The 22210-nt window shown below is 69.7% G+C and carries 17 protein-coding genes; 11 read left to right on the forward strand and 6 right to left on the reverse strand.

All coding sequences use genetic code 11. The features are described 5' to 3' along the window. The first annotated feature begins 64 nt into the window (after positions 1 to 64). The 7 genes from ssb (at position 65) to KOI47_RS12380 (ending at position 11578) form a co-directional block, all read left to right on the forward strand. Positions 65 to 550, forward strand: a complete 486-nt coding sequence (gene ssb, locus KOI47_RS12350; protein ID WP_216216112.1) for a single-stranded DNA-binding protein — start codon at positions 65 to 67, stop codon at positions 548 to 550. A 75-nt stretch (positions 551 to 625) separates the two neighbouring features. Further along, positions 626 to 2302 carry an energy-dependent translational throttle protein EttA gene (gene ettA / locus KOI47_RS12355; protein WP_216216113.1) on the forward strand — a complete coding sequence of 559 codons (1677 nt, stop codon included), beginning with the start codon at positions 626 to 628 and terminating at the stop codon, positions 2300 to 2302. Positions 2303 to 2689: 387 nt separating this feature from the next. Then, positions 2690 to 4939 carry a hypothetical protein gene (locus tag KOI47_RS12360; RefSeq protein WP_332461460.1) on the forward strand — a complete coding sequence of 750 codons (2250 nt, stop codon included), beginning with the start codon at positions 2690 to 2692 and terminating at the stop codon, positions 4937 to 4939. 228 nt (positions 4940 to 5167) lie between these two features. Continuing rightward, positions 5168 to 10138 carry an NAD-glutamate dehydrogenase gene (locus tag KOI47_RS12365; RefSeq protein WP_216216114.1) on the forward strand — a complete coding sequence of 1657 codons (4971 nt, stop codon included), beginning with the start codon at positions 5168 to 5170 and terminating at the stop codon, positions 10136 to 10138. Then, a complete protein-coding gene (locus tag KOI47_RS12370; protein ID WP_216216115.1) occupies positions 10135 to 10566 on the forward strand; it encodes an acyl-CoA thioesterase in 432 nt (143 codons plus the stop codon). The genes KOI47_RS12365 and KOI47_RS12370 overlap by 4 nt, the downstream gene beginning before the upstream one ends. Then, on the forward strand, positions 10559 to 11200 hold the full coding sequence (locus KOI47_RS12375) for a hypothetical protein (RefSeq protein WP_216216116.1): 642 nt from the start codon (positions 10559 to 10561) through the stop codon (positions 11198 to 11200). The genes KOI47_RS12370 and KOI47_RS12375 overlap by 8 nt, the downstream gene beginning before the upstream one ends. Positions 11201 to 11245: 45 nt before the next feature. Continuing rightward, the gene (locus KOI47_RS12380; RefSeq protein ID WP_216216117.1) at positions 11246 to 11578 is read left to right on the forward strand and encodes a hypothetical protein; all 333 of its coding nucleotides are present in this window, start codon (positions 11246 to 11248) and stop codon (positions 11576 to 11578) included. Positions 11579 to 11585: 7 nt separating this feature from the next. Here the strand turns inward: KOI47_RS12380 and KOI47_RS12385 are convergent, their stop codons facing one another. Beyond that, a complete protein-coding gene (locus KOI47_RS12385) occupies positions 11586 to 12299 on the reverse strand; it encodes a DUF305 domain-containing protein (RefSeq protein ID WP_216216118.1) in 714 nt (237 codons plus the stop codon). Positions 12300 to 12432: 133 nt separating this feature from the next. Here KOI47_RS12385 and KOI47_RS12390 point away from each other — a divergent pair, with 133 nt between their 5' ends. Next, positions 12433 to 13872: an LVIVD repeat-containing protein gene (locus tag KOI47_RS12390; RefSeq protein WP_216216119.1), complete on the forward strand. Its 1440-nt coding sequence runs from the start codon at positions 12433 to 12435 to the stop codon at positions 13870 to 13872. On the opposite strand, the gene KOI47_RS12395 is transcribed toward KOI47_RS12390, so the two are convergent. The 3 genes from KOI47_RS12395 to KOI47_RS12405 form a co-directional block, all read right to left on the reverse strand. Further along, the gene (locus KOI47_RS12395) at positions 13857 to 15488 is read right to left on the reverse strand and encodes a glycoside hydrolase family 13 protein (RefSeq protein WP_216216120.1); all 1632 of its coding nucleotides are present in this window, start codon (positions 15486 to 15488) and stop codon (positions 13857 to 13859) included. The genes KOI47_RS12390 and KOI47_RS12395 overlap by 16 nt on opposite strands. Before the next feature lie 127 nt (positions 15489 to 15615). Further along, on the reverse strand, positions 15616 to 16023 hold the full coding sequence (locus KOI47_RS12400) for a globin (RefSeq protein ID WP_216216121.1): 408 nt from the start codon (positions 16021 to 16023) through the stop codon (positions 15616 to 15618). Positions 16024 to 16050: 27 nt separating this feature from the next. After that, entirely contained in the window at positions 16051 to 17028 is a 978-nt protein-coding gene (locus KOI47_RS12405; RefSeq protein WP_216216122.1) for a mechanosensitive ion channel family protein, read from the reverse strand. Positions 17029 to 17213: 185 nt separating this feature from the next. On the opposite strand from KOI47_RS12405, the gene KOI47_RS12410 reads away from it, so the two are divergent. Beyond that, positions 17214 to 17921, forward strand: coding sequence for an HNH endonuclease (locus KOI47_RS12410; protein WP_232376850.1), 708 nt, complete (start codon positions 17214 to 17216; stop codon positions 17919 to 17921). A 58-nt stretch (positions 17922 to 17979) separates the two neighbouring features. On the opposite strand, the gene KOI47_RS12415 is transcribed toward KOI47_RS12410, so the two are convergent. Further along, positions 17980 to 18327 (reverse strand): hypothetical protein, encoded by a 348-nt coding sequence (locus KOI47_RS12415; protein ID WP_216216123.1) that lies wholly within the window; start codon positions 18325 to 18327, stop codon positions 17980 to 17982. Positions 18328 to 18625: 298 nt separating this feature from the next. Here KOI47_RS12415 and ctaJ point away from each other — a divergent pair, with 298 nt between their 5' ends. Both ctaJ and KOI47_RS12425 read left to right on the forward strand, forming a co-directional pair. Further along, the gene (gene ctaJ / locus KOI47_RS12420; RefSeq protein ID WP_216216124.1) at positions 18626 to 18898 is read left to right on the forward strand and encodes an aa3-type cytochrome oxidase subunit CtaJ; all 273 of its coding nucleotides are present in this window, start codon (positions 18626 to 18628) and stop codon (positions 18896 to 18898) included. Further along, the gene (locus KOI47_RS12425) at positions 18885 to 19379 is read left to right on the forward strand and encodes a DUF5130 family protein (protein WP_216216125.1); all 495 of its coding nucleotides are present in this window, start codon (positions 18885 to 18887) and stop codon (positions 19377 to 19379) included. The genes ctaJ and KOI47_RS12425 overlap by 14 nt, the downstream gene beginning before the upstream one ends. Before the next feature lie 74 nt (positions 19380 to 19453). Here KOI47_RS12425 and pepN read toward each other — a convergent pair whose 3' ends face one another. Then, positions 19454 to 22027: an aminopeptidase N gene (gene pepN, locus KOI47_RS12430; protein WP_216216126.1), complete on the reverse strand. Its 2574-nt coding sequence runs from the start codon at positions 22025 to 22027 to the stop codon at positions 19454 to 19456. Positions 22028 to 22210 lie beyond the last annotated feature (183 nt).

The following is a 22210-nucleotide window of genomic DNA, read 5'->3' on the forward strand; positions in this document are numbered from 1 at the left end:
ACCTGGTGCACGCTGAACACAGGCCGCACATCGGGTCCGGCCGGGACGGAAAGGGTGAGTGACGATGGCTGTTGGCGAGACCTTGGTGACGGTGGTCGGCAACGTGTGCGGTGAGGTGTCCCACCGCGTCGTCGGCAATGGCAGCGAGCTGGCCAGTTTCTGGCTGCGCAGCAACGAGCGGCGCATGGACAAGGAGAGCGGTACCTGGGTGGACGGGAGGCACTTCGCGGTGAAGGTGCTGTGCTGGCGCAAGCTGGCGGCTTCGGTGTCCGCCTCACTGTCGAAGGGCGATCCGGTGATCGTCAATGGGCGGTTGCATACCAGTCAGTGGCAGGACGCGGACGGCCAGACACGTTCGATACCCCAGCTGGAGGCGCTGGCGCTGGGGCCCAACCTACTGTGGTGTACGGCGGAGCCGAAACGCCTGCCCAGGACGGGTGCTCGCGGCGACCCGGAGATCGACACCTGGCTGGAGACCGAGCCGGGCGGGGCGGCGGCGCTGGAGTCGGAGCCCGCACCGCCCACCGCCGGTGCCCTGCCGGTGACCTGACACGAGGTACCGGTCAGCGCTGGAAAACGGTGACCGCCGTCAGACCGCGGAGCGGTCGGCTCTACGATCGCTACTATGGCCGAGTTCATCTACACCATGAAAAAGGTGCGTAAGACCATCGGGGACAAGGTCATCCTCGATGACGTCAGCACCGCCTTCTTCCCGGGCGCCAAGATCGGCGTCGTCGGGCCGAACGGTGCAGGTAAGTCCACCGTTCTCAAGATCATGGCAGGGCTCGACCAGCCGAGCAACGGAGAGGCGTTCATCCAGCCGGAGGCGACCGTCGGCATCCTGCTGCAGGAGCCGCCGCTCAACGAGGAGAAGACGGTCCGGGGCAACGTCGAGGAGGGCCTCGGCGAGACCAAGGTGAAGCTCGATCGGTTCAACCAGATCGCCGAGCAGCTCGCCACCGACTACAGCGACGCGCTGATGGAGGAGATGGGCAAGCTCCAGGAGGAGCTGGACCACGCCGATGCCTGGGAGCTGGACTCGCAGCTCGAACAGGCGATGGACGCTCTGCGCTGCCCGCCTGGTGACGAGCAGGTCACTCACCTTTCCGGAGGTGAGCGACGCCGGGTCGCGCTGTGCAAGCTGCTGCTGTCGAAGCCCGATCTGCTGCTGCTGGACGAGCCGACCAACCACCTGGACGCGGAGAGCGTGCTGTGGCTGGAGCAGTTCCTGGCGGACTACCCCGGTGCCGTCCTCGCCGTGACCCACGACCGGTACTTCCTGGACAACGTGGCCCAGTGGATCATGGAGCTGGACCGTGGCCGGGTGGTCGGCTACGAGGGCAACTACTCGACCTACCTCGAGAAGAAGCGGGAGCGTCTCGAGGTGCAGGGCAAGAAGGACGCCAAGCTCGCCAAGCGGCTGAAGTCCGAGCTCGAGTGGGTGCGCTCGAACGCAAAGGCCCGGCAGACCAAGTCCCGTTCCCGGCTCGACCGGTACGAGGAGATGGCTGCCGAGGCGGAGAAGACCAAGAAGCTGGACTTCGAGGAGATCCAGATCCCGCCGGGGCCGCGGCTGGGCAACGTGGTGGTGGAGGTCGAGCACCTGCGCAAGGGGTTCGACGACAGGTTGCTCATCGACGACCTCTCCTTCAACCTGCCGCGTAACGGCATCGTCGGGGTGATCGGCCCGAACGGCGTGGGAAAGACCACGCTGTTCAAGACGATCGTCGGGCTGGAGGAGCCGGACTCCGGAACGGTCAAGATCGGTGACACGGTCAAGCTGTCCTATGTGGACCAGAACCGGGCGGGAATCGACCCGGACAAGACCGTGTGGGAGGTCGTGTCGGACAAGCTGGACTACATCCACGTCGGGCAGGCCGAGATGCCGTCGAGGGCCTACGTGAGCGCGTTCGGGTTCAAGGGTCCTGACCAGCAGAAGCCGGCCGGGGTGCTGTCCGGTGGGGAGCGTAACCGCCTCAATCTGGCGATGACCCTGAAGCAGGGCGGCAACCTGATCCTGCTGGACGAGCCGACCAACGACCTGGACGTGGAAACGCTCGGGTCCCTGGAGAACGCGCTGGAGCAGTTCCCCGGCTGCGCCGTGGTCATCTCGCACGACCGGTGGTTCCTTGACCGCGTCGCCACGCACATCCTCGCGTGGGAGGGCGACGACGACAATCCCGCCAAGTGGTTCTGGTTCGAGGGTAACTTCGAGGGCTACGAGCGGAATAAGATCGAGCGGCTCGGGGCCGAGGCGGCGCGTCCGCATCGGGTGACCCGTCGCAAGCTCACCCGCGACTGACCGGGTGTCCGGGACCCGGACCCGCGGTGGCGAGTGGAGGAACGCGCGCTCGGCGGAGCCCACGAGCGGGACGGGCGCATGACCTGTGGAGGTGACCGTCGTGACCGGAGTCCGGACCTGGTCGAGGCGAGCGCGTCGCGTGCTTCCGGAAAGTGCTGAGGGGGGTGTTCGCACCGTGCGGAGGCTGCCGACCGGTGGGACGTCCGGCGTCCCACCGGGGGCGTGCCGCGAACCGGCACCGCCCAGTCGCACGACGAGCTGAGACGGTGTCATGACCATCAGAACGAGTGCCGAACGCGACAACCGCGCGTTTCCGACAAGATACTGAGGTACCGGTACTCCTCGTCACTGCTGAGCACGCGAGAGCCAACATTGAGCGGAGTCCCCGTGGTAGCCAGCAAGTACACCAGGCCAGGCGCCGTCGCCGGTCAGCGAGCCGACGCTCGCAGCACCGCCTCCGCCACTCGCGGGCCGGGCGCAGTGGAGCAGCTTCTCGAGCGCGCGGCGGAGCTGACCCTGCGCGCACCGGAGCTGGCGCTGATCCTTGGTGAGCGGGCAGCCGCGCTGGCGGAGGCCTCGGGGTCGAACGAGCTCTGGGTGCGAGCGGAGTGCCTGGTGGTCTCGGCCAGGGTGCGGCTCGGCGTGCGCGCTTCCACCGTGGGCCGCGCCGTGGCGGCGTTGCGCGCCGCCGAGGACAGCGGCCAGGTGACGATGGCCGCGCAACTGCGTACCGACCTCACCGTCTGTGCGCGCAGCGTCGGGGCACCGCTGATCGGGCTCGCCGCGTTGCGGCCCGCGCTGACCGCGGGCGGGTTGCACCACGCACGCAAGGCGGCGGCGCTGTGCCACCTGGTCGGCTGCCTCGGCCAACTCGGCCGCAAGCCGGAACTGGACCGGGCGTTCACCGAGGCCGACCGCCTGTGCCAGGCCGATGAGACCCTGGACGAGGACGGGAGGCTGTTGTCCAGGGCGCTGCTGCGGGTCGGTGTCTCCGCGCACCGCAGGCGACACGGTGATCTGATGGGGGCCGCCGATGCCGCCCGCACCGGTCTGGGGCTGCTGGACGATGTCCAGGACACCGCGGCCGACGGCGGGGTGGTGCGGCCGCGCCTGGTACTCGAACTGGTCTGCGCCCTGCTTGACCGCGGTGACAGCGAACTGGCGCTGGAACTCGCTCAGCCCGTGCTGGAGACCCCGCCGCGGGCGGCGGCGGTCGGCCCGCTCGGCTGGCTCGGCCTCGCCGTGGCCACCCGGATCCACCTGCCCGAAGGTGCGGGTGGCGCGGCGACTCGCTTACTACGTGAAGCCGTGCACAGCACCGAGCAGCACGGACTGCATGCGCTGAGCGCACGGTTGTGGTTCGAACTCGCCCACGTCGAGGAGCAACTCGGCCGGGCATCGGATGCCATTCAGTGCCTGCATCGTTCCCGGGCAGCCGAACACGTGCACGGACGTGCGCGCAGGCAGGCATATGCGCTGCTCACCGGGGAGTTCGGGGCCGGAGAGCAGGCGCCCATCGATCTCGACGACCTGCTGTCCACGGCGCCCGCGCGGTGGACAGCGGTGCAGCCGCAGGTGACGCTGCCACCGGTGCAGCGGGAGCCACAGGCGCCGTCCTTGCACGTGGCCTCGCGGCCGCAGGAGACCTCGGAGCCGGTTCCGGCAGTGGTCTCGCAACCGCCGCCTGCCCGGGAGCGGGAACAGCCCGCGCGATCCTCCCGGCAACAGCCGGACACCCCGGCGGCAACCACCGGGCGCAGCACCCGGCACGACTCGGAACACGGTTCCGTGGCGGCCCGTTCGGTGCTGGACCGGCTGGGTATCACCGCAGGAGGCGGCGCAGGCGGGCGGCGAAGGGCCGCGGACAGTTCCGAGCACTCCGCCTCGTCCACGGGCCGCGACGGTGGGGGCGGCCGCGAGGAGTTCCGCGCCGGTGCGGAGCCTGCCGCCAGGTACTCCGATCTCGGGCCGGAACGGGAGAGCCCGCGTACCCCCGTGGAGCGCACGGGCCCGAGCGGGCCGCCGGAATGGGAGGCGGTCGAGTCCGAGCGGGCCGCTGCCGAGCCTGCCGTGGCCGCCGCCGAGCCGGACACGAACGACTGGTTGCCCCGGCTGCGCCTGCCCCCCTCCCTGGCCCCGATGGACGATCTGGACTTCGGTGACTCGGCGGCGTCCGCGGGCTCGGCGGGTCCAGCGGATTCAGCGGGCTCGGCGTACTCCTCGGCCAGCGGGGCCGGCTTCGGCAGCACGAACTTCGGTGGATCGGACTTCGGTGACTCCGGGTTCGATGACTCGGGGTTCGGCAGTGGCGAGAGCTCGTTCGAGCGTTCCCGCGGCTCCGCCGAGTCCTTTGACTCCTACGACTCCTACGGCAGCTCCAGCGCATACGGCGGCTACGGCTCCGACAGCTCGTATGACTCCTACGACAGGGACGCCCGCGAGACCTCCTACGACCCGGTGGTGCCCGCCGAGGAACCACCCCCGGGAGCAGGGCTGGCCGAGTTGCTCACCCGGGCACTGGCGGAACACCAGGCTGGCACGTCCAGCGCGGCAGCCCTGGTGAAACGCCTCGGGACCGGCCAGGGCGAACCCGACACCCCCCGCAGGGTCAACGGCAGGCACCGCGAGGACGGTTAGCGATCCAGGGCCGGAGGTAACCGCGGCCCGGCAAGCGGGCGCACCCTGGACCACACCGGGCGCGATCCAGCCACCATGTCCTGTCCGGCCCCGCTCCCGTCGGCACCAAGGTGTGTATTCGCTTGCCGTGCAAGACCATTAGGGTGATGTCGGCCCGGCCAGAAGCACGGGCCAACCGAGGTACGAACCGGCACAACGGTGTGTCATGGGAGTGGAGTGTTGCCTGAGATGAGCTCGACGGGAGTGTCGACGTCACGGTCCGGAGCGGGCGTGGGGGAAGGGGGCCGGCAGCGGCCGCGTAGTCCGGAGCAGGTCCGGGACGAGCTCGTCGAGGCGGCGGCTGCCTACGCTCCGGAGATCGGTAACCTCATCCGCCTGTACTACCGGCACATTCCGGCCGAGGAGATCCTCGGCGACGAGCCGACCAACCTGGTCGGTGCCGTGCGCTCCCACCAGGAGCTGGCGCAGGACCGGGTGCAGGGACGGCCTGCCGTGCGGCTGTTCAACCCGACCGCCGCGGAGGACGGCTGGAGCCGGGAAGCGACCGTGATCCAGGTCGTCACCGACGACATGCCCTACCTGGTGGACTCCCTGGCGGCTCAGCTTTCCCGTGCTGGCCTGCACGTGCAGCGTATCGTTCACCCGATCATCGTGGTCACTCGCGAGCTCACCGGGGAGCTGCGCGCCATTCACCCGACCGCGGATGTGGCCGACCCTCCGGCCGGGTCCTCGATCGAGTCCTGGATGTACTTCGAGATCGACCTGATCACCGACTCGACCAGGGCACGGGAGCTGACCGACCGGCTGACCTCCGTGCTCGGCGACGTGCGGGAGGTCGTCGAGGACACCGAGAAGATGATCGAGGCGGCGCGCGGCATCGCAGGCACCCTGGAGAGCGAACCGCCCCCGTTGGATGAGCAGGAGGTGGACGACGGCATCCGGCTGCTGCGCTGGCTCGCCGCCGGCCACTTCACCTTCCTCGGCTACCGGTGTTACGAGCTGGTGCGCAGCGAGGAGGACGGGGAGGAACCCGCCCTGCGCGCCGTGCTGGCCTCCGGGCTCGGGGTGCTGCGCCAGGACAGCCTCGCCGCCCGCAGCCTGACCGCGGGCCCGGACACCGCGGCGGCAGCGCTGGCACCGACCCTGCTGGTGCTGACCCAGGCCAGTGCGCCGTCCACGGTGCACCGGCCGATCTACCCCTACTACGTGGGCGTCAAGACCTTCGACGGCGAGGGCAACGTCACGGGGGAACACCGCTTCCTCGGCATGTTCACCACCACCGCCCTGCACGAGGACGTGCTGGACATCCCCGTGCTGGACCACCGCGTGCGCGAGGTCATCCACCGGGCTGGGTTCCCGATGGAGTCCTACTCGGGGCAGCGCATGCTGGAGGTGCTGCAGAACTGGCCGCGTGCGGATCTGTTCTCCGCCGATGTCGACTCGCTCTACGCCACCGCGACCGGGGCCATCACCCTCGCCGACCGGCGCAGGCTGCGGCTGTTCCTGCGCCCGGACCCCTACCGGCGGTTCTACTCCTGCCTGGTGTTCCTGCCGCGGGACCGGTACACCACCCGATCCCGCCTCGCCATGCAGGAGGTGCTGCTCGAGGAGCTGGAGGGCACCCACCTGGAGTACGGCACCCGGGTCGGCGAGACCATGCTGGCCCAGGTGCACTTCACCGTGCACACCGATCCGGCCCGGCTGGTCGAGCCGGACACGCTGCGCATCCAGGAACGGCTGAACGAGGCCGTGCGCAGCTGGGACGACCGGATGGTCGAGGCCATCCTCGCCGAGCGCAGGGAGCGGACCGGCGGGGCGATCGGCGTTTCCGGTGAGGAATCGGCCACCGAGCTCGGGCAGCGGTACGCCGGGCTGTTCCCGGAGGCCTATAAAGAGGACTTCAGCGCCGAGGAGGCGCTGGCCGACCTCGGCAAGCTGGACTCCCTGACCGAGGACGCCGACCTGGCGATGTCCTTCTACGTCCCGGCCGGCGCCAAACCGGGGGAGCGCCGGTTCAAGCTGTACCTGCTCGGGGCCGGGGTGACGCTGTCGGAGCTGTTGCCGGTGCTGCAGCGGATGGGGGTAGAGGTCGTCGACCAGCGCCCCTACGAACTGGGCAGGGAGGACGGCACCCGGTCCTGGATCTACGACTTCGGCCTGCGCATCGAGCAGCGCGTGCTGGACGAGATGACCCCGGCCGCCCAACGTGACCTGCAGCAGCGGTTCCAGGAGGCCTTCGACGCGGCCTGGCACGGCCGGTGCGAGGTGGACGGATTCAACGCGCTCGTGCTGCGCGCCGGGCTGACCTGGCGGCAGGCCGCGGTGCTGCGGGCCTACTCCCGCTACCTGCGCCAGGCAGGCACACCCTACTCGCAGGAGTACATCGAGAACGCCGTGCTCGCGCACACCGATATCGCCACCGCGCTGGTGCGGCTGTTCGAGGACCGGTTCAGCCTCGACTCCGGCGAACAGCAGCGCGAGGAACACAACGACAGCCAGGTCACCGAGATCAACGCGCTGATCGATGCGGTCACCAGCCTCGACGAGGACCGCATCCTGCGCAGGCTGATGGCCGTGATCGAGGCGACCCTGCGCACCAACTACCGGGTCACCGACGACACGGGCAATCCGCGGCCGTACCTGGCGCTGAAACTGGACCCGCAACGGGTGCCGGACCTGCCCGAACCCCGTCCGCAGTTCGAGATCTTCGTGTACTCGCCCCGAGTGGAGGGGGTGCACCTGCGGTTCGGTTCGGTCGCGCGGGGCGGGCTGCGCTGGTCGGACCGCAGGGAGGACTTCCGCACCGAGATCCTCGGCCTGGTCAAGGCCCAGGCGGTGAAGAACGCCGTGATCGTGCCGGTGGGCGCGAAGGGCGGCTTCGTCGTCAAACGTCCGCCGCTGCCCTCCGGCGACCCCGGACTGGACCGGGAAGCCCAGCAGCGGGAGGGCATCGCCTGCTACCGCATGTTCATCTCCGGGCTGCTGGACCTCACCGACAACCTGGTGGACGGCCGGACCGAGCCTGCGAAGGACGTGGTGCGCTACGACGGGGACGACAACTACCTCGTCGTCGCCGCGGACAAGGGCACGGCCACCTTCTCCGATATCGCCAACGAGGTTTCGGCCGGTTACGACTTCTGGCTTGGCGACGCCTTCGCCTCCGGCGGCTCGGTGGGGTATGACCACAAGGAGATGGGTATCACCGCCCGCGGTGCGTGGGAGAGCGTCAAACGGCACTTCCGGGAACTCGGGGTGGATACCCAGGCCGAGGACTTCACCGTGGTCGGCATCGGCGATATGGGCGGCGACGTGTTCGGCAACGGCATGCTGCTGTCCGAGCACATCCGGCTGGTGGCCGCCTTCAACCACCTGCACATCTTCCTCGACCCGAACCCGGACGCGGCCAGTTCCTTCCGCGAGCGCAAACGGCTGTTCGAACTGCCCCGCTCGACCTGGGACGACTACGACCGCTCGCTGATCAGCGAGGGCGGGGGCGTGTATTCGCGCAGCGCCAAGACCATCCCGATCACCCCGCAGGTGCGGGCGGCATTGGGCCTTGCGGAGGACGTGCACAAGCTCGCCCCCGCCGAGCTGCTGCACGCCATCCTGCTGGCCCCGGTCGATCTGCTGTGGAACGGTGGCATCGGCACCTACGTCAAGGCGGCGACGGAGACCCACGCCGATGCCGGCGACAAGGCCAACGACGCGCTGCGGGTCAACGGCGGCGAACTGCGGGTCAAGGTGGTCGGCGAGGGCGGCAACCTCGGTCTCACCCAGCGTGGCCGGATCGAGTTCGCCAGGAACGGCGGCAAGATCAACACTGACGCGCTGGACAACTCCGCTGGCGTGGACTGCTCGGACCACGAGGTCAACATCAAGATCCTGCTGGACCAGCTGGTCACCGGGGGCAGGTTGAACCGCGAACAGCGCAACGAGCTGCTGGAGCAGATGACCGGGGAGGTCGCCGAGCTCGTACTCACCGACAACTACCGGCAGAACGCGGTGCTGGGCATCAGCCGGGCGCACGCCGGGCCGATGCTGTCGGTGCACCAGCGGCAGGTGGCGGCACTGGAGGCCAAGGGAGCGCTGGATCGCGAACTGGAGGCATTGCCCAGCCCTGGCGAGTTCAAGGAGCTGGACAAGGCGGGGCAGGGCCTGACCTCGCCGGAACTGGCGACCCTGCTCGCCCACGTGAAGCTGGACCTCAAGGACGAGCTGCTGGCCAGCGAGCTGCCGGACGTCGAGGTGTTCGCCGGGCGGCTACCGGAGTACTTCCCGCGGCCGCTGCGGGAGCGCTTCGGCGACGCGATTCCCGGTCACCCGCTGCACCGGCAGATCATCACCACCCTGGTGGTGAACGAGGTCGTGGACGGGGCCGGGGTGTCCTTCGCCTACCGGCTGAGCGAGGAGATGAACGCCACCGCCACCGACGCCGTGCGCGCGTACGCGGTGGTGACCAGCGTGTACGACCTTTCCTCGCTGTGGGCCGAGATCGCCGCGCTGGACAACGCGGTCTCCACCGAGGTGGCCGACCGGATGGTGCTGGAGACCCGCAGAGTGCTCGACCGTGCCGCCAGGTGGTTCCTGACCAACCGGCCGCAGCCGCTGGCGGTGGGGGCGGAGATCACCCGGTTCGGCGGCACCGTCGCCGAGCTCGTGCCGAAGCTGCCCGACCTGCTGCGCGGCCGGGAGGCCGATGCCGTGCGGTCGAACGCGGCGGAGCTGGTCGAGCAGGGCGTCCCCGCCGGGTTCGCCAACCGGATCGCCTGCCTGCTGCATGCCTACGGCCTGCTCGACGTCACCGAGGTCGCCGAGCTGGCCGAGCAGGAGGTCGGGCTGAACATCGAACGCAGCCCGATCGAGACCGCGGAGCTGTACTACGCGCTGTCCGACCATCTCGGCATCGACAAGATGCTCACCTCGATCAGCGCGCTGGAGCGTGGCAACCGCTGGCATGCACTGGCACGGCTGGCGCTGCGGGACGACCTGTACGCCTCGCTGCGGGCGATCACACTGGATGCGCTGCGGCACAGCGATCCGGAGGACAGTGCGGACGAGAAGATCGCCCAGTGGGAGCAGACCAACGCCAGCAGGCTGGCGCGGGCCAGGGTCTCGCTGGAGGAGATCGAGCGTTCCGGCAGGCACGACCTCGCCACTCTTTCGGTGGCGACCCGGCAGATCCGCAGTACGGTCCGATGACCTACACCACGACGGTCCAGCCCCGCTGGTCCGATATGGACGTTTTCGGGCACGTGAACCATGCCAGGATCGTCACCTTGCTGGAGGAGGCGCGGGTCGAGCTGCTGTTCGGCCGCGCCGGTGCGGAAGGGCTGCCCGAGCTGGCCAAGGGGGTGGTGGTTGTCCGGCTCGCGGTCGACTACCGCGCACCCCTGGTGGTGGACGGCGGTGCGATACGTGTGGAGATCTCCTTGGCAGAGCTGAAAACCGCTTCGTTCACACTCGACTACAAGGTCTATGGTGGACAGTCCGATCCGGACCGGATTGCGGTGGTCGCGCGCACCGTGCTCGCGCCGTACGACGTCGGCGGCTCGCGGCCCCGCCGGCTGGCCGATGCGGAACGGCACTTCCTCACCCGCTGGCTGGGCCAGGAGGAGCCCGGTGCCTGAACTGCATATCCCCGATGCCGGTGACCGCGACACGCTGGCCGCGTTCGTCGCCCGTGCCGTGCGGCTGGACGGCCAGACCATGGTCCGGCTGCGGGAACGCGAGCGGGGCGGTGGGGTGCTCGAAGCCTGGGTCGCCACCCCCTTCGACGTGCTGGTCACCAGGGCGGTGGCCGGCACGGTCTCGCCGCCGGACGTCACGGTGTCCGGCAACGAACTGCTGGCCGCGCTCACCGTGGCCGGTGGCGAGCGGATGGATCCCGGGCCGCCACGGGACCTCTACTGGCAGTCCGAGTTGCCGATGGCGGGCACCTGGCAGCCGGTCGACGAGGTACCGGCTGAGGTGGTCGCCAAGCTCGCCGAGCGCGGGGCGACCGTGGCCAGGGACAACGTCGGTCCGCAGGGCACGCCGCCCGCCTCGCTGATGGACCAGACGGTGGTCACGGTGAGCAGCGAGGCCGTCCAGATCAAGGTGCCGATGCGCTGCTTGTTCGCCCTGTCCGGGATGGGTTTCCTGGACAGCTCCCGCCCCGACGACGTGGTCCGGGTGACCGCCACCGACTCCTGGATGCGCCTGGACGCCCGCTACGGCGCCGCGCTGCGGCGCAGGCATGCCCTGCTCCCGCTGCTGTTCTGAACCGTTGTGGTGGAAATGCGCTGGCCGGCCTGTCATCGTGGGCGGATGACCGGACACGATCATCCCGGGGCCCAGCGGCCCGATGCGGGTGCCGACCCCACCGCCGAGTGGCTGGCGCAGGTCCGGCCGCCGGACACGCCGTGGCGGGTGGACCGGCCACCGGAGGCCGCCGCCGAGCGGCCGCCTGCCGGGGAGCAGGGCGCGGATCCGGTGAAGTGGCGGCGTGCCCGCGCGGCGGCGCGGGCGGTGGGCCAGGCGGCGCCCTACGTCCAGGCCGGGGCCCTGGTGGGCTGGGCAGCGAGCGCCGCCTTCGCCGAGGACGGCGCCGACGGCACGGCGGCCGGGCAACCGGGGTTCGATCTGGGAGCCGAGGGCTGACCCGGAGTCAGTCCGCGCGGATGTTCCGCATGTGCTCGATCTCGGCCGCCTGCCCGGCGATGACCTCCTGCGCCATCTCCAGCGCCCTGAGCTCCAGCCCGTCAGCCAGTTCGTCCTGGGCCATCACCAGCGCGCCCTCGTGGTGAGTGATCATCAGGTCGAGAAAGAGCCGGTCGAACTCGGCGCCGTTCGCCGCGCGCAGCGCGTCCATCTGCTCCGGGGTCGCCATCCCCGGCATCAACGGGCCGTGCTCGTGCCCGCCGGGAGCGGAATGCGCCGTATGTCCCGTGCGCAACCCGCGATCCCCGTGCCGGCCGGCTTCCGGCGGCACCGGCTTGCCGTACCGGATCAGCCAGGCGGCCATCAACGCGATCTCCGCGTCCTGCGCGGCGGCGATCCGGCCGCCGATAGTGCGCACCCGCTCGTCCTCGGCGCGCTCGTCGATCAGATCGGTCATGGTGATCGCCTGCTGATGGTGCGGGATCATCATGTTCATGTAGTCGACGTCCGCCTGGTTCGGGCGGGGTTGTGTGCTGTCGGTACGACCGTGCGCACTCGCCCGTTCCGGGGACAGCACCGTGGGTTCGGCGCCGGGCTCACCCGGCACCAGCACGGGCGCCGATGGGGTGTCCGAGGGCTGCGCGGCCTGCTCGTTCATACAGCCCGACAGCAGCAGTACGGCACCCGTGGCCACCAGCGCCGTGGCGGCACGAACTCGCATCCGGTCAGCGAACCGGTTCTGCGGGCGGAAAGTCAATCCCCGGCCGCAAATACCGCCGTTCGTCCCTGTTCACCGGCGAGGTCAGGGCGCACACTGGCTTATCGGAGCGCCTCGGCCGAGAGGAGAACGTGCCATGGGGAAGGTTCGCCGCTCGCGCCGGCACGCGCGGATTCTCGGCGCGATCGCCGGAGTCATCTGTCTCGCCGGGACGAGCGCGTTCGCGGCGCCTGCCGCCGTCGCCGAGCGGGACCGGATCCCGGGTGTGGACGAGATCGTGCACAGCCGCGACCTGCGTCAGGTCGCCAACATTCCCAAGCAGCCGCCGTTCGACACCCAGAATGCCTACGGCACCGATATCGCCTTCACCAAGGGACACGCGATCGTCGGCAACTACGACGGCTTCGTGGTCTACGACGTGCGCAACCCCTACCGGCCGCGGGTGGTCAGCCAGGTGCTCTGCCCTGGCGGGCAGAACGACGTCTCGGTACACGGGAACCTGCTGATCCTGTCCACCGACTACGCGCGCAGCAACGACTCCTGCGTCAGCGAACCGATGCCGGCCTCGAACCCGCTGGCCTGGGAGGGCATCAAGGTCTTCGACATCAGCGACCTGGCGCGCCCGCGGTACGTCGCCTCGGTGCGCACCGACTGCGGCTCGCACACGCATACGCTGGTGCCGGGAAAGTGGAACCGGTCCCTGTATGTCTATGTCTCCTCCTACTCGCCCGCACCCGAGCTGCCGAACTGCCAGCCTCCGCACGACCGGATCTCGATCGTGGAAGTCCCGTTGCGCGAGCCGGGGGCGGCCAGGCTGGTCGCCGAGCCGGTGCTGTTCCCGGACGGCGGCAACGCGGGTGGCACCAACCCGGACGGAACCCGGCGTGCGGCCACCAGCGGCTGCCACGACCTCACCGCCTACCCCGCCAAGCGGCTGCTGGCCGGTGCCTGCATGGGTGATGGGCTCCTGATCGACATCCGGAACCCGCTCCGGCCCCGGGTGATCAACCGAGTCCAGGACAACGTCAACTTCGCCTTCTGGCACTCGGCCACGTTCAACAACGCGGGCACCAAGGTGGTCTTCACCGACGAGCTCGGCGGCGGGGTGCTGCCGACCTGCAACGCCACCTTCGGCCCGGACCGGGGAGCGGACGGGATCTACGACATCACCGGCCGCGGAGCCGAGCGGAAGCTGGAGTTCCGCAGCTACTTCAAGCTGCCCCGGCACCAGGCCGAGACCGAGAACTGTGTGGCGCACAACGGCTCGCTGGTGCCGGTCCGGGGCAGGGACATCATGGTCCAGGCCTGGTACCAGGGCGGCGTCTCGGTGTGGGACTTCACCGACTCGGCCAACCCCGTCGAGATCGCCTACTGGGAACGTGGCCCGCTCTCCGACACCGAGCGGGTGCTGGGCGGCTCCTGGTCGGCGTACTACTACAACGGCTACGTCTACTCCTCGGACATCCAGAAGGGGCTCGACGTGCTCAACCTCTTCGACTGGCGCACCTTGCCCGCGAAGCTGGTGCGGTTCGACGAGTTCAACCCGCAGACGCAACCGCGCTACGGCTGGCGCTGAGTACCGGCGACCAGCCAGGCGGCCGCGTCCGGCGGCAGCTTGCCGTCCACCAGCGGGGCGCTGGACAGCAGCAGCTCGCCGGGCGGCAACGCCACCGGAGCCGCCGAGGTGTTCAGCGCGCAGGTCAGCCCGCCCGGCCTGCGGCGCAGCGCGAGGCATCCGGCCGGGGCGCCGTACCACTCCACCTCGGTGCCGGCGAAGGCCGGATGCTGCTGCCGCAGTTCGAGCGCCTGGCGGTACAGCGACAGGGTCGAGTCGGTGTCCTCCAGCTGCGCCTCCACGGTCAGCGCGGCCCACTCGGCAGGAATCGGCAGCCAGGTGGCCGCGTTGCCGGAGAAGCCGAACGGCGGCTGGGTGCCCTCCCATGGCAGCGGCACCCGCACCTCGTCCCGGCTGGGATGCGCGCCGTCGGAGGCATGCCAGCGGGGGTCGGTCACCACGTGCGCGGGCAGGTCGACGTTGCCCAGCCCGAGTTCCTCGCCGTTGTAGAGGAACACCGTCCCCGGCAGGGCCAGTTCCACCAGCGCCATCGCGCGCGCCCTGCGCACCCCCTGCGCACCACCCCCGTAGCGGGAGACCTGCCGCCACACGTCGTGGTTGGACAAGGTCCAGGTCGGCGGCGCACCGGCCGTGGCGGCCACGGACAGGGAGCGTTCGATGGCGGCCTGCAGCGCGTCGGCGTCGAAATGGGTGAGCACCAGCCGGAAGTTGAACCCGAGGTGTAGTTCGTCCGGGCGCAGGTACCGGGCGAAGCGTTCCTCGTCCAGTGCCCAGATCTCGCCGACGGCCATCGCGTGCGGGTACTCGTCCAGCACCTTGCGGATCATCTTGTGCAGGTCGTGCACGCCGTCGTCGTCAAAGCGGGGATCGAAGTACTCGCCGGTGCCGAAGGACCCTGCCGCCCGCGGGTCCATGTCCGGAAGGCCTGCCGGCTTGGCCATCCCGTGTGCCACGTCGATGCGGAAGCCGTCCACCCCGCGGTCCAGCCAGAACCGCAGTGTCCGCTCGAAATCCGCCCTTACCTCGGGATTGGTCCAGTTCAGGTCCGGTTGGTCGGCGGAGAACAGGTGCAGATACCACTGCCCGGTACCGGGCTCGCCGGACTCGTCGGGCACCCGGGTCCATGCCGGGCCGCCGAAGGCGCTCACCCAGTTGTTCGGCGGCTGTTCGCCGTGCGCTCCGCGGCCGTCGGCGAAGTGGTAGCGGTCCCGCTGCGGGCTGCCGGGTGGGGCGGCCAGCGCCTCGGCGAACCACGGGTGCTGGCGGCTGGTGTGGTTCGGCACCACGTCGACGATCACCTTGAGGTCGCGCCGGTGTGCCTCCTCCAGCAGTGCGTCGAAAGCGTCCAGATCACCGAACAGCGGGTCGACGTCCCGCGGATCGGCCACGTCGTACCCGTGATCCGCCATCGGGGAGCGGTAGAACGGGGTGAGCCAGAGCGCGTCCACCCCGAGCAGCTCGAGGTAACCGAGCCTGCTGCGGATCCCGTCCAGGTCCCCGACCCCGTCGCCGGTGGAATCGGCGAAGGAGCGTACGTAGATCTGGTAGCACACGGCATCGCGCCACCACGGGGAATCCTTCGGTGTCGCCTGCCTGTTTTCGGCCGCTCTGCGCACGGCGCGCAATCCTTCCACCTCACGACACGGGTGTGGCCAGCAGTGCCTGTTTCGCAACGCGCGACACGATCGGCTCGGCGGGGCTCGGACTCTCGGATTGGACCTGTCGTCGTGCCCGCCGGGTTCGTTACACCCAGCTGTTCATCATCGAGTGTGCGGCCATCTCGAGGTACTCCCACAGCTGCTGCCGGTACGGCTCCTGGATGCCGGACTCGTCGACCGCGATCCGCATCGCGCGCAGCCAGGCGTCCCGTTCGATCGGGCCGATCTTGAACGGCGCGTGCCGCATCCGCAGCCGGGGATGTCCGCGCTGGTCGGAGTAGGTGTGCGGGCCGCCCCAGTACTGCATGAGGAACAGGCGCAGCCGCTCCTCGGCCGGGCCGAGGTCCTCCTCCGGGTACAGCGGGCGAAGTACCTCGTCCTCGGCGACCTCGGCGTAGAACCGGGCCACGATCGCGCGGAACGTCGGTTCGCCGCCCACCGCGTCGAAGAAGCTTTGCTGGTCCGCCTGGGTCACGTCTGCCACATTCTCCATCTCGTCTAGTGTGCCTGCGGGTTGGTCCTAGTTGCCGGGGTTCTGCGGGTTGGGGAAGAAGCGGCCGAGCGGTGGCTCGAATCCCGCGTCCTCGAGCGCGGCCATGATCTGCGCGCGCAGCGCCCGCTGTACCGCCCACTGCCTGCCGGGGCGGACCTTGACGGTCAGCCGGATGGTGATGGCCTCCGGGGCCACATTCTCCACGCCCAGCATCTCCGGTGGTTCCAGCACGTCGGGCGCGATCGGGTCGGACCCCGCTGCCTCGGCCGCCACCTCGGTCAGCAGCGCGGTGGCCCTGGTCACATCGGTGGTGTAGCTGAGCGGGACGTCCACCAGCGCGACGGCGTAACCCTGGCTGGAGTTGCCGACCCTGAGCACCTCGCCGTTACGGACGTACCAGACAGTCCCGTTGATGTCGCGCAACGTGGTGATCCGCAGCCCGACCGCCTCGACGGTGCCGATCGCCTCACCCACGTCCACGATGTCCCCGACGCCGTACTGGTCCTCGACCATCATGAACAGCCCGGACAGGAAGTCCCGGACCAGGTTCTGCGCGCCGAAGCCGAGCGCAACGCCGACGATGCCGGCCGAGGCGATGATCGGCCCGAGGTCGATGCCGAGTTCGCCGAGGATCAGCACGAACGCGAGCCCGTAGACGATGAAGCTGGTGAGCGACTTGAGCACCGAGCCGACCGTTTTCGCGCGCTGCCTGCGGCGTTCGGTCACCAGCGGCCCGAGCACGTCCGGCGCCCGCTCCCGGAACGGCCGCAGCGCGGCCGGCAGCTTGCCCTTGTCGTCCTGCGGGATGGTGGTGAGCCGGTCGATGATCTTGCGCCCCACATACCGCACCAGGAAGGCGACCACCAGGATCAGCAGGATCTGCAGCGGCCTGGCGACCAGCCAGTCGGCCGAGGCCGCCAGCCACTCGTTGCCGGTCACCTCGAACACCCGTTCACACCAGGAACCCGGGTCACACTTCGGGGGGTCGCTGAGCAACTGGTTCACCTCGGTACGCACTCCTCGCGCATGTGACGCCGGACACTCCGGCGCGTCGGGGGCTGGGCCGCATGGCGCGATCGAGCGCGGCTGACCCGTACACAACGGTACTTCTCTGTGACACGTCAGCTAACCCGCGTGCTTTTTCGGGGGGATGTGTGGTCGACTATGCCTGCACCGGTGGAGGTGGTCGAGTGCCAGACCGACAACCGATCCCCCGCGGCGCGTCCGGTCAGGTTTCGGCCGGGCCCGCGCCGCAGGCAGCCGCGCGCGCTGCCGTCGGGGGAAGTTCGACAGGACCGCAGCCAAGTGGGCCGCCGGCGCGCGGCGGCCGCGTTTCGCGAGGTCACGGCCCGCGGCGAGCGCGCGATCCGGTGCCTCCCTCCTGGGGACGGCGCCGGGTGCTGCTGCTGAACGCCACGTTCGAGCCGTTGACCGCGCTACCGCTGCGGCGCGCGGTCGTTCTGGTTGTCTGCGGCAAGGCGGAGGTCGTACACGGCGACCCCGCCGGCCTCACCCTGCACGCGGCGACCGTCGCGGTTCCGGTGCCATCGGTCATCAGGCTGAGCAACTACGTGCGGGTGCCCTACCGGGCGCAGGTCCCGCTTACCCGGGCCGGTCTGATGCATCGGGACCGGTTCCGGTGTGCGTACTGTGGCGGCCGTGCGGAAACGATAGACCATGTCGTTCCGCGCAGTCGCGGGGGTGATCACTCCTGGCAGAACTGCGTGGCCTGCTGCGCGCGGTGCAACCATCGCAAGGCCGATCGCCTGCTGTCGGAGCTCGGATGGAAGCTGCGGACGGTACCCCGTGCGCCGCATGGCCAGCACTGGCGGCTGCTTGCGCACTCCACCGAGGCGGATCCGCTGTGGCGACAGTATCTCGGCGCCCCGGCTGCATGAGCTAGTCGGGAGGCAGCCTGGGCGGCCAGCCGGGGCGTGCCGAGTGGGCCTGTCCGGATCAGGCGGCGAGGGCGAACTGGCCCTGGTGCCGAGTGACGCGCGTGCCCATGGTGACCCGGGTGCCCATCGTGACGCGGGTGCCCATGGTGACCCGGGTGCCCGCGGTGACCCGCGTGCCCCTGGTCACCCTGGTGCCGCGGGTGACCCTCGTGCCCGCCGTGACACGGGTGCCGCGGGTCACTCGGGTTCCCCTGGTCACCCTGGTGCCTGCGGTGACTCGGGTACCTGCGGTGACACGGGTACCCCGGGTCACCCGGGTGCCACGCTGAATCGAGTGAGGCAACGCCTCGATCTGTGACGAAATGGTCTCGGTGCTCGCCTGGGCGGGGGTCTGGGCGATGTGCATGACGTGTCCTTCCGGGACCGGTGCGTTCACTGTTGGGGATGGGGAGCGGGGCGCAAGGCCCGTACAGGTGAAAAAACTACGAGGATTTCACTCCGGGAACAAGGCGGTGTCGGTGGGTGCCGCCGCCCGTACGTTGAGTTGCAACCTTTCGCGCGACATCTTTCGGCCCAACGTGGGATCGCTCCCGTGGCAGTCGGGGGACGGAGCGCCCGTGCTGCCGGACGGCGCACGACTTCCGTCGCTACCCGCGAGTCGGCGCACTCGACGTGACCGGGACCCCATCCGATACGCTGCGCGCGTGAACATCGTCGAGACGATCTTGGTCTTCGCGCTGATCCCGCTGGCCATCTACGGCGCGTGTGCCCTGGCCACGATGCGGTCGAGGTTCGCGGGCAAGCCGCGGTACCGGCCGGGACAACCGTGGGAGTACCCGCCGTTGTGGTGGAGCGCCAACCCGGAGGGCGTCGGGGACGTGCGGGTCCACACCGTCTCCGCAGAGGGTGAGCCCGTCGAGCCCGCCGAGCGGCCCGCCCGGTCGACGGTACGAGGAGGTGCCCGTGGGAACTGGTGAACTGGTCCGGGAGGACCACGCCTCGCTGCCGGAAGGTGTCGAGATCGACAACGGCGCCGCGGTGACCGCGAGCGGCCGGGTCTCGGTCGCCAAGATGTACGAGCCCGCGGCACCGGCCGGTCCGTTCAACATGGTCCAGTTGGCCCGGCTGGACGAGGCGCTGACGCTTTCCACCCGCGAGACGGGGTTGGACTTCAGTGTCTACATCGGTGAGCTCGGTGCGGACAGCAGGGCGCGTGCGGAGCAGTTGCACGCCTCCATCGGCGAGCAGGCCACACGCGCCGTGCTGATCGCCGTGTCCCCTGGCGAGCGGGTGGTCGAGGTGTGCACCGGGGAGGAGGCCTTCCACCGCCTGCCCGACCGTGGCGCCAAGCTCGCCGTGATGAGCATGGTCGCCTCCTTCAAGGAAGGTGACCTGGTCGGTGGCCTGGTCAGCGGCCTGCGCATGCTGACAGACCAGGCAGGCCCCGCCCCCAGCTGACTGCTGTGAGTGCCCCGTTCCCTGCCCGTTTGGGTGGTGGGAGACGGGCGGGCGGGGCACTCACAGCAGAGAGGTCAGGACTGGTCGAACTCGCGGGCGGCCAGTGCACGCACGACCCCGGCCCTGCCCTCGGACACCAGCCTGCGCAGCGAGCTCGCGTGCTCGCCTGCCAGCCAGGCATCCGCGGCGTCCACCGTGGACTGCTCCACCGCCCAGGACGGGAACAGGCCCACCACGGTGGGCTGGGCCCGCTCGCTGGACCGGCGCTTCCACACCTCGTCGATCACCGCGAAGTACTGCTCAACGTACTCGCGCAGCAGCGCCTTCTGGCCGGGATGCGAGAAGCCCATGATCAGCGCATCGCTGACCGCGTTCGGCAGCTCGTCGTCGTAGACCGCGCGACGCCAGGCCTCGGCCTTGGCCTGCGGGGTCGGCCGTAGCGCCCGGGACCGTTCCGCGTGCCTGCGCCCGGCCGCGGTGTCGTCTCGTTGCTGCTCGGCGTCGATCTCGGCCGCCCCCGCCTTGCCGTGTGCCACCAGTGCGTGCAACAGCCGCCAGCGCAGGTCGGTGTCCACGGTGAGCCCCGCCAGCGATGCCGAACCGTCCAGCCAGCCCGCCAGGGTCGCCAGCAGGTTGTCGTCCAGCACCGAACTGGTCAGCGAGTTGACGAAGGCCAGCTGGTGGTCCGAGCCGGGTTCGGCGGCCCGCGCCAGCTCCAGCAGCTTGCCGGTGAAGGTGGGCCAGCCGTGCCCGACCGCCCAGTCCTGGTCGGCGTAGGAGCTCAACGCGGTCTGTGCCTGCAGCAACAGCCGCTGCACCACGCCGACCTCGGACTCTCCGCCGATCCCGCGCAGCACCAGGGTGACGAAGTCACGCGCCTTCAGCTCGGCTTCCCTGGTCATCTCCCAGGCCGCCGACCAGCACAAGGTGCGGGGGAGTGGCTCGGCGATATCGGCGATCCGGTCGATCAGCGTGACCAGCGAGCCCTCGTCCAGACGCATCGTGCAGTAGGTCAGGTCGTCGTCGTTGACCAGGACCAGCTTGCCCGCGTGCACCCCGACCAGATCGGGCACCTCGGTGGACTCGCCGTCCACGTCCAGCTCGACGCGGTGGGTGCGCACCAGCTTCCCCGCGTCCGCCCCGGTGCCCTCGTCGTAGACGCCGATCGCGGCGCGGTGCGTGCGCAGCTCACCGGCTCCGGGCTTGGCTCCGCCCTGCAGCACCGTGAACGAGCTGAACCGGCCCTGCTCGTCCAGCGTGAAGCGGGGGCGCAGGGAGTTCAGCCCGGTCGTCTCCAGCCATTGCGCGCTCCACCAGGACAGGTCCCGCCCCGACGCCTCCTCCAGCGCCGTCAGCAGGTCGGACAGCGTGGCGTTGCCCCAGGCGTGCCGCTCGAAATAGACCCGCAGCCCGGCCAGGAAGTTGTCCAGCCCGACATAGGCGACCAGCTGCTTGAGCACCGAGGCACCCTTGGCGTAGGTGATGCCGTCGAAGTTCACCTCGACCGCCTGCAGGTCGACGATGTCGGCCGCGATCGGGTGCGTGGAAGGCAGCTGGTCCTGCCGGTAGGCCCAGGACTTCTCGATGTTGGCGAAACTGGTCCAGGCGTGCTTGTACTCGGTGGCCTCGGCCTGCGCCAGCACGCTGGCGAAGGTGGCGAAGGACTCGTTCAGCCAGAGGTCGTCCCACCAGCGCATGGTCACCAGGTCGCCGAACCACATGTGTGCCATCTCGTGCAGCAGGGTCTCCGCCCTGCGCTCGTAGGCGTACCGGGTCACCCGGCTGCGGAACACGTAGTCCTCGAGGAAGGTCACCGCCCCGGCGTTCTCCATGGCGCCCGCGTTGAACTCCGGCACGAAGAGCTGGTCGTACTTGGAGAACGGGTATGGCGTGCCGAAGTTGCGGTGGTAGAAGCCGAAACCCTGCTTGGTCTCGGTGAACAACCGCTCGGCGTCCATGTACTCGGCCAGCGACTCGCGGCAGTAGATGCCGAGCGGGATGGTGCCGTGCTCGTCGGAGTACTCGTCGCGCCACTCGTGGTAGGGCCCGGCAACCAACGCGACCAGGTAGGTGGATATGCGCTCGGACACCGCGAATACGGTGCGCACGGCACCCGCCTCGGTGGTCTCGGTGGACTCGACCAGCGCGTTGGACACGACCTTCCAGTCCTTCGGCGCGACCACGGTCAGCCGGTAGGTCGCCTTCAGGTCGGGCTGGTCGAAGCAGGCGAACATGCGCTTGGCGTCGGCGGTCTCGAACTGGGTGTAGAGATACACCCCGCCGTCGACCGGATCGACGAACCGGTGCAGGCCCTCACCGGTGTTCATGTACCGGCAGTCGGCGCGGACCACGAGCTCGTTCTGGCCGGCGAGCCCGGGCAGCGCGATCCCGTCGTCCTCGATGTAGGCGGAAACGTCCAGCTCGGTGCCGTTCAGGGTGGCCGAACGGACGCTCGCGGCGACGATGTCGACCCAGGATGCCTCGCCCGGCCGCACGCTGCTGAACCGGACGGTGCTGACGGAGTCGAAGGTCGTCGCGCCGGGACCGCCGTTACCGTCGGTCAGGTCGAGCTCGACCTCGTAGGACTCCACATGCAGGAGTTCGGCACGCTGTTTGGCTTGGTCGCGGGTCAGGTTTGGAGCGGGCACGGGCACCTCTGGTCACGATCGTGTCATTGGTTGTCGTTTTCTGTTGCTCTCGCATCCAATCATGCGGGCGTGGTCGATGACGATGGGGAACAGTGCGAACGAGCATGGCAACGAGCACTGGACAAAGCAGGGAACAAGTAGCGCCATGCCACTGTTTGCGCCCGTAGCGGCGGACCGCGCCGC

The sequence above is a fragment of the Amycolatopsis aidingensis genome (genome assembly GCF_018885265.1).
Classification (GTDB): Bacteria; Actinomycetota; Actinomycetes; order Mycobacteriales; family Pseudonocardiaceae; genus Amycolatopsis; species Amycolatopsis aidingensis.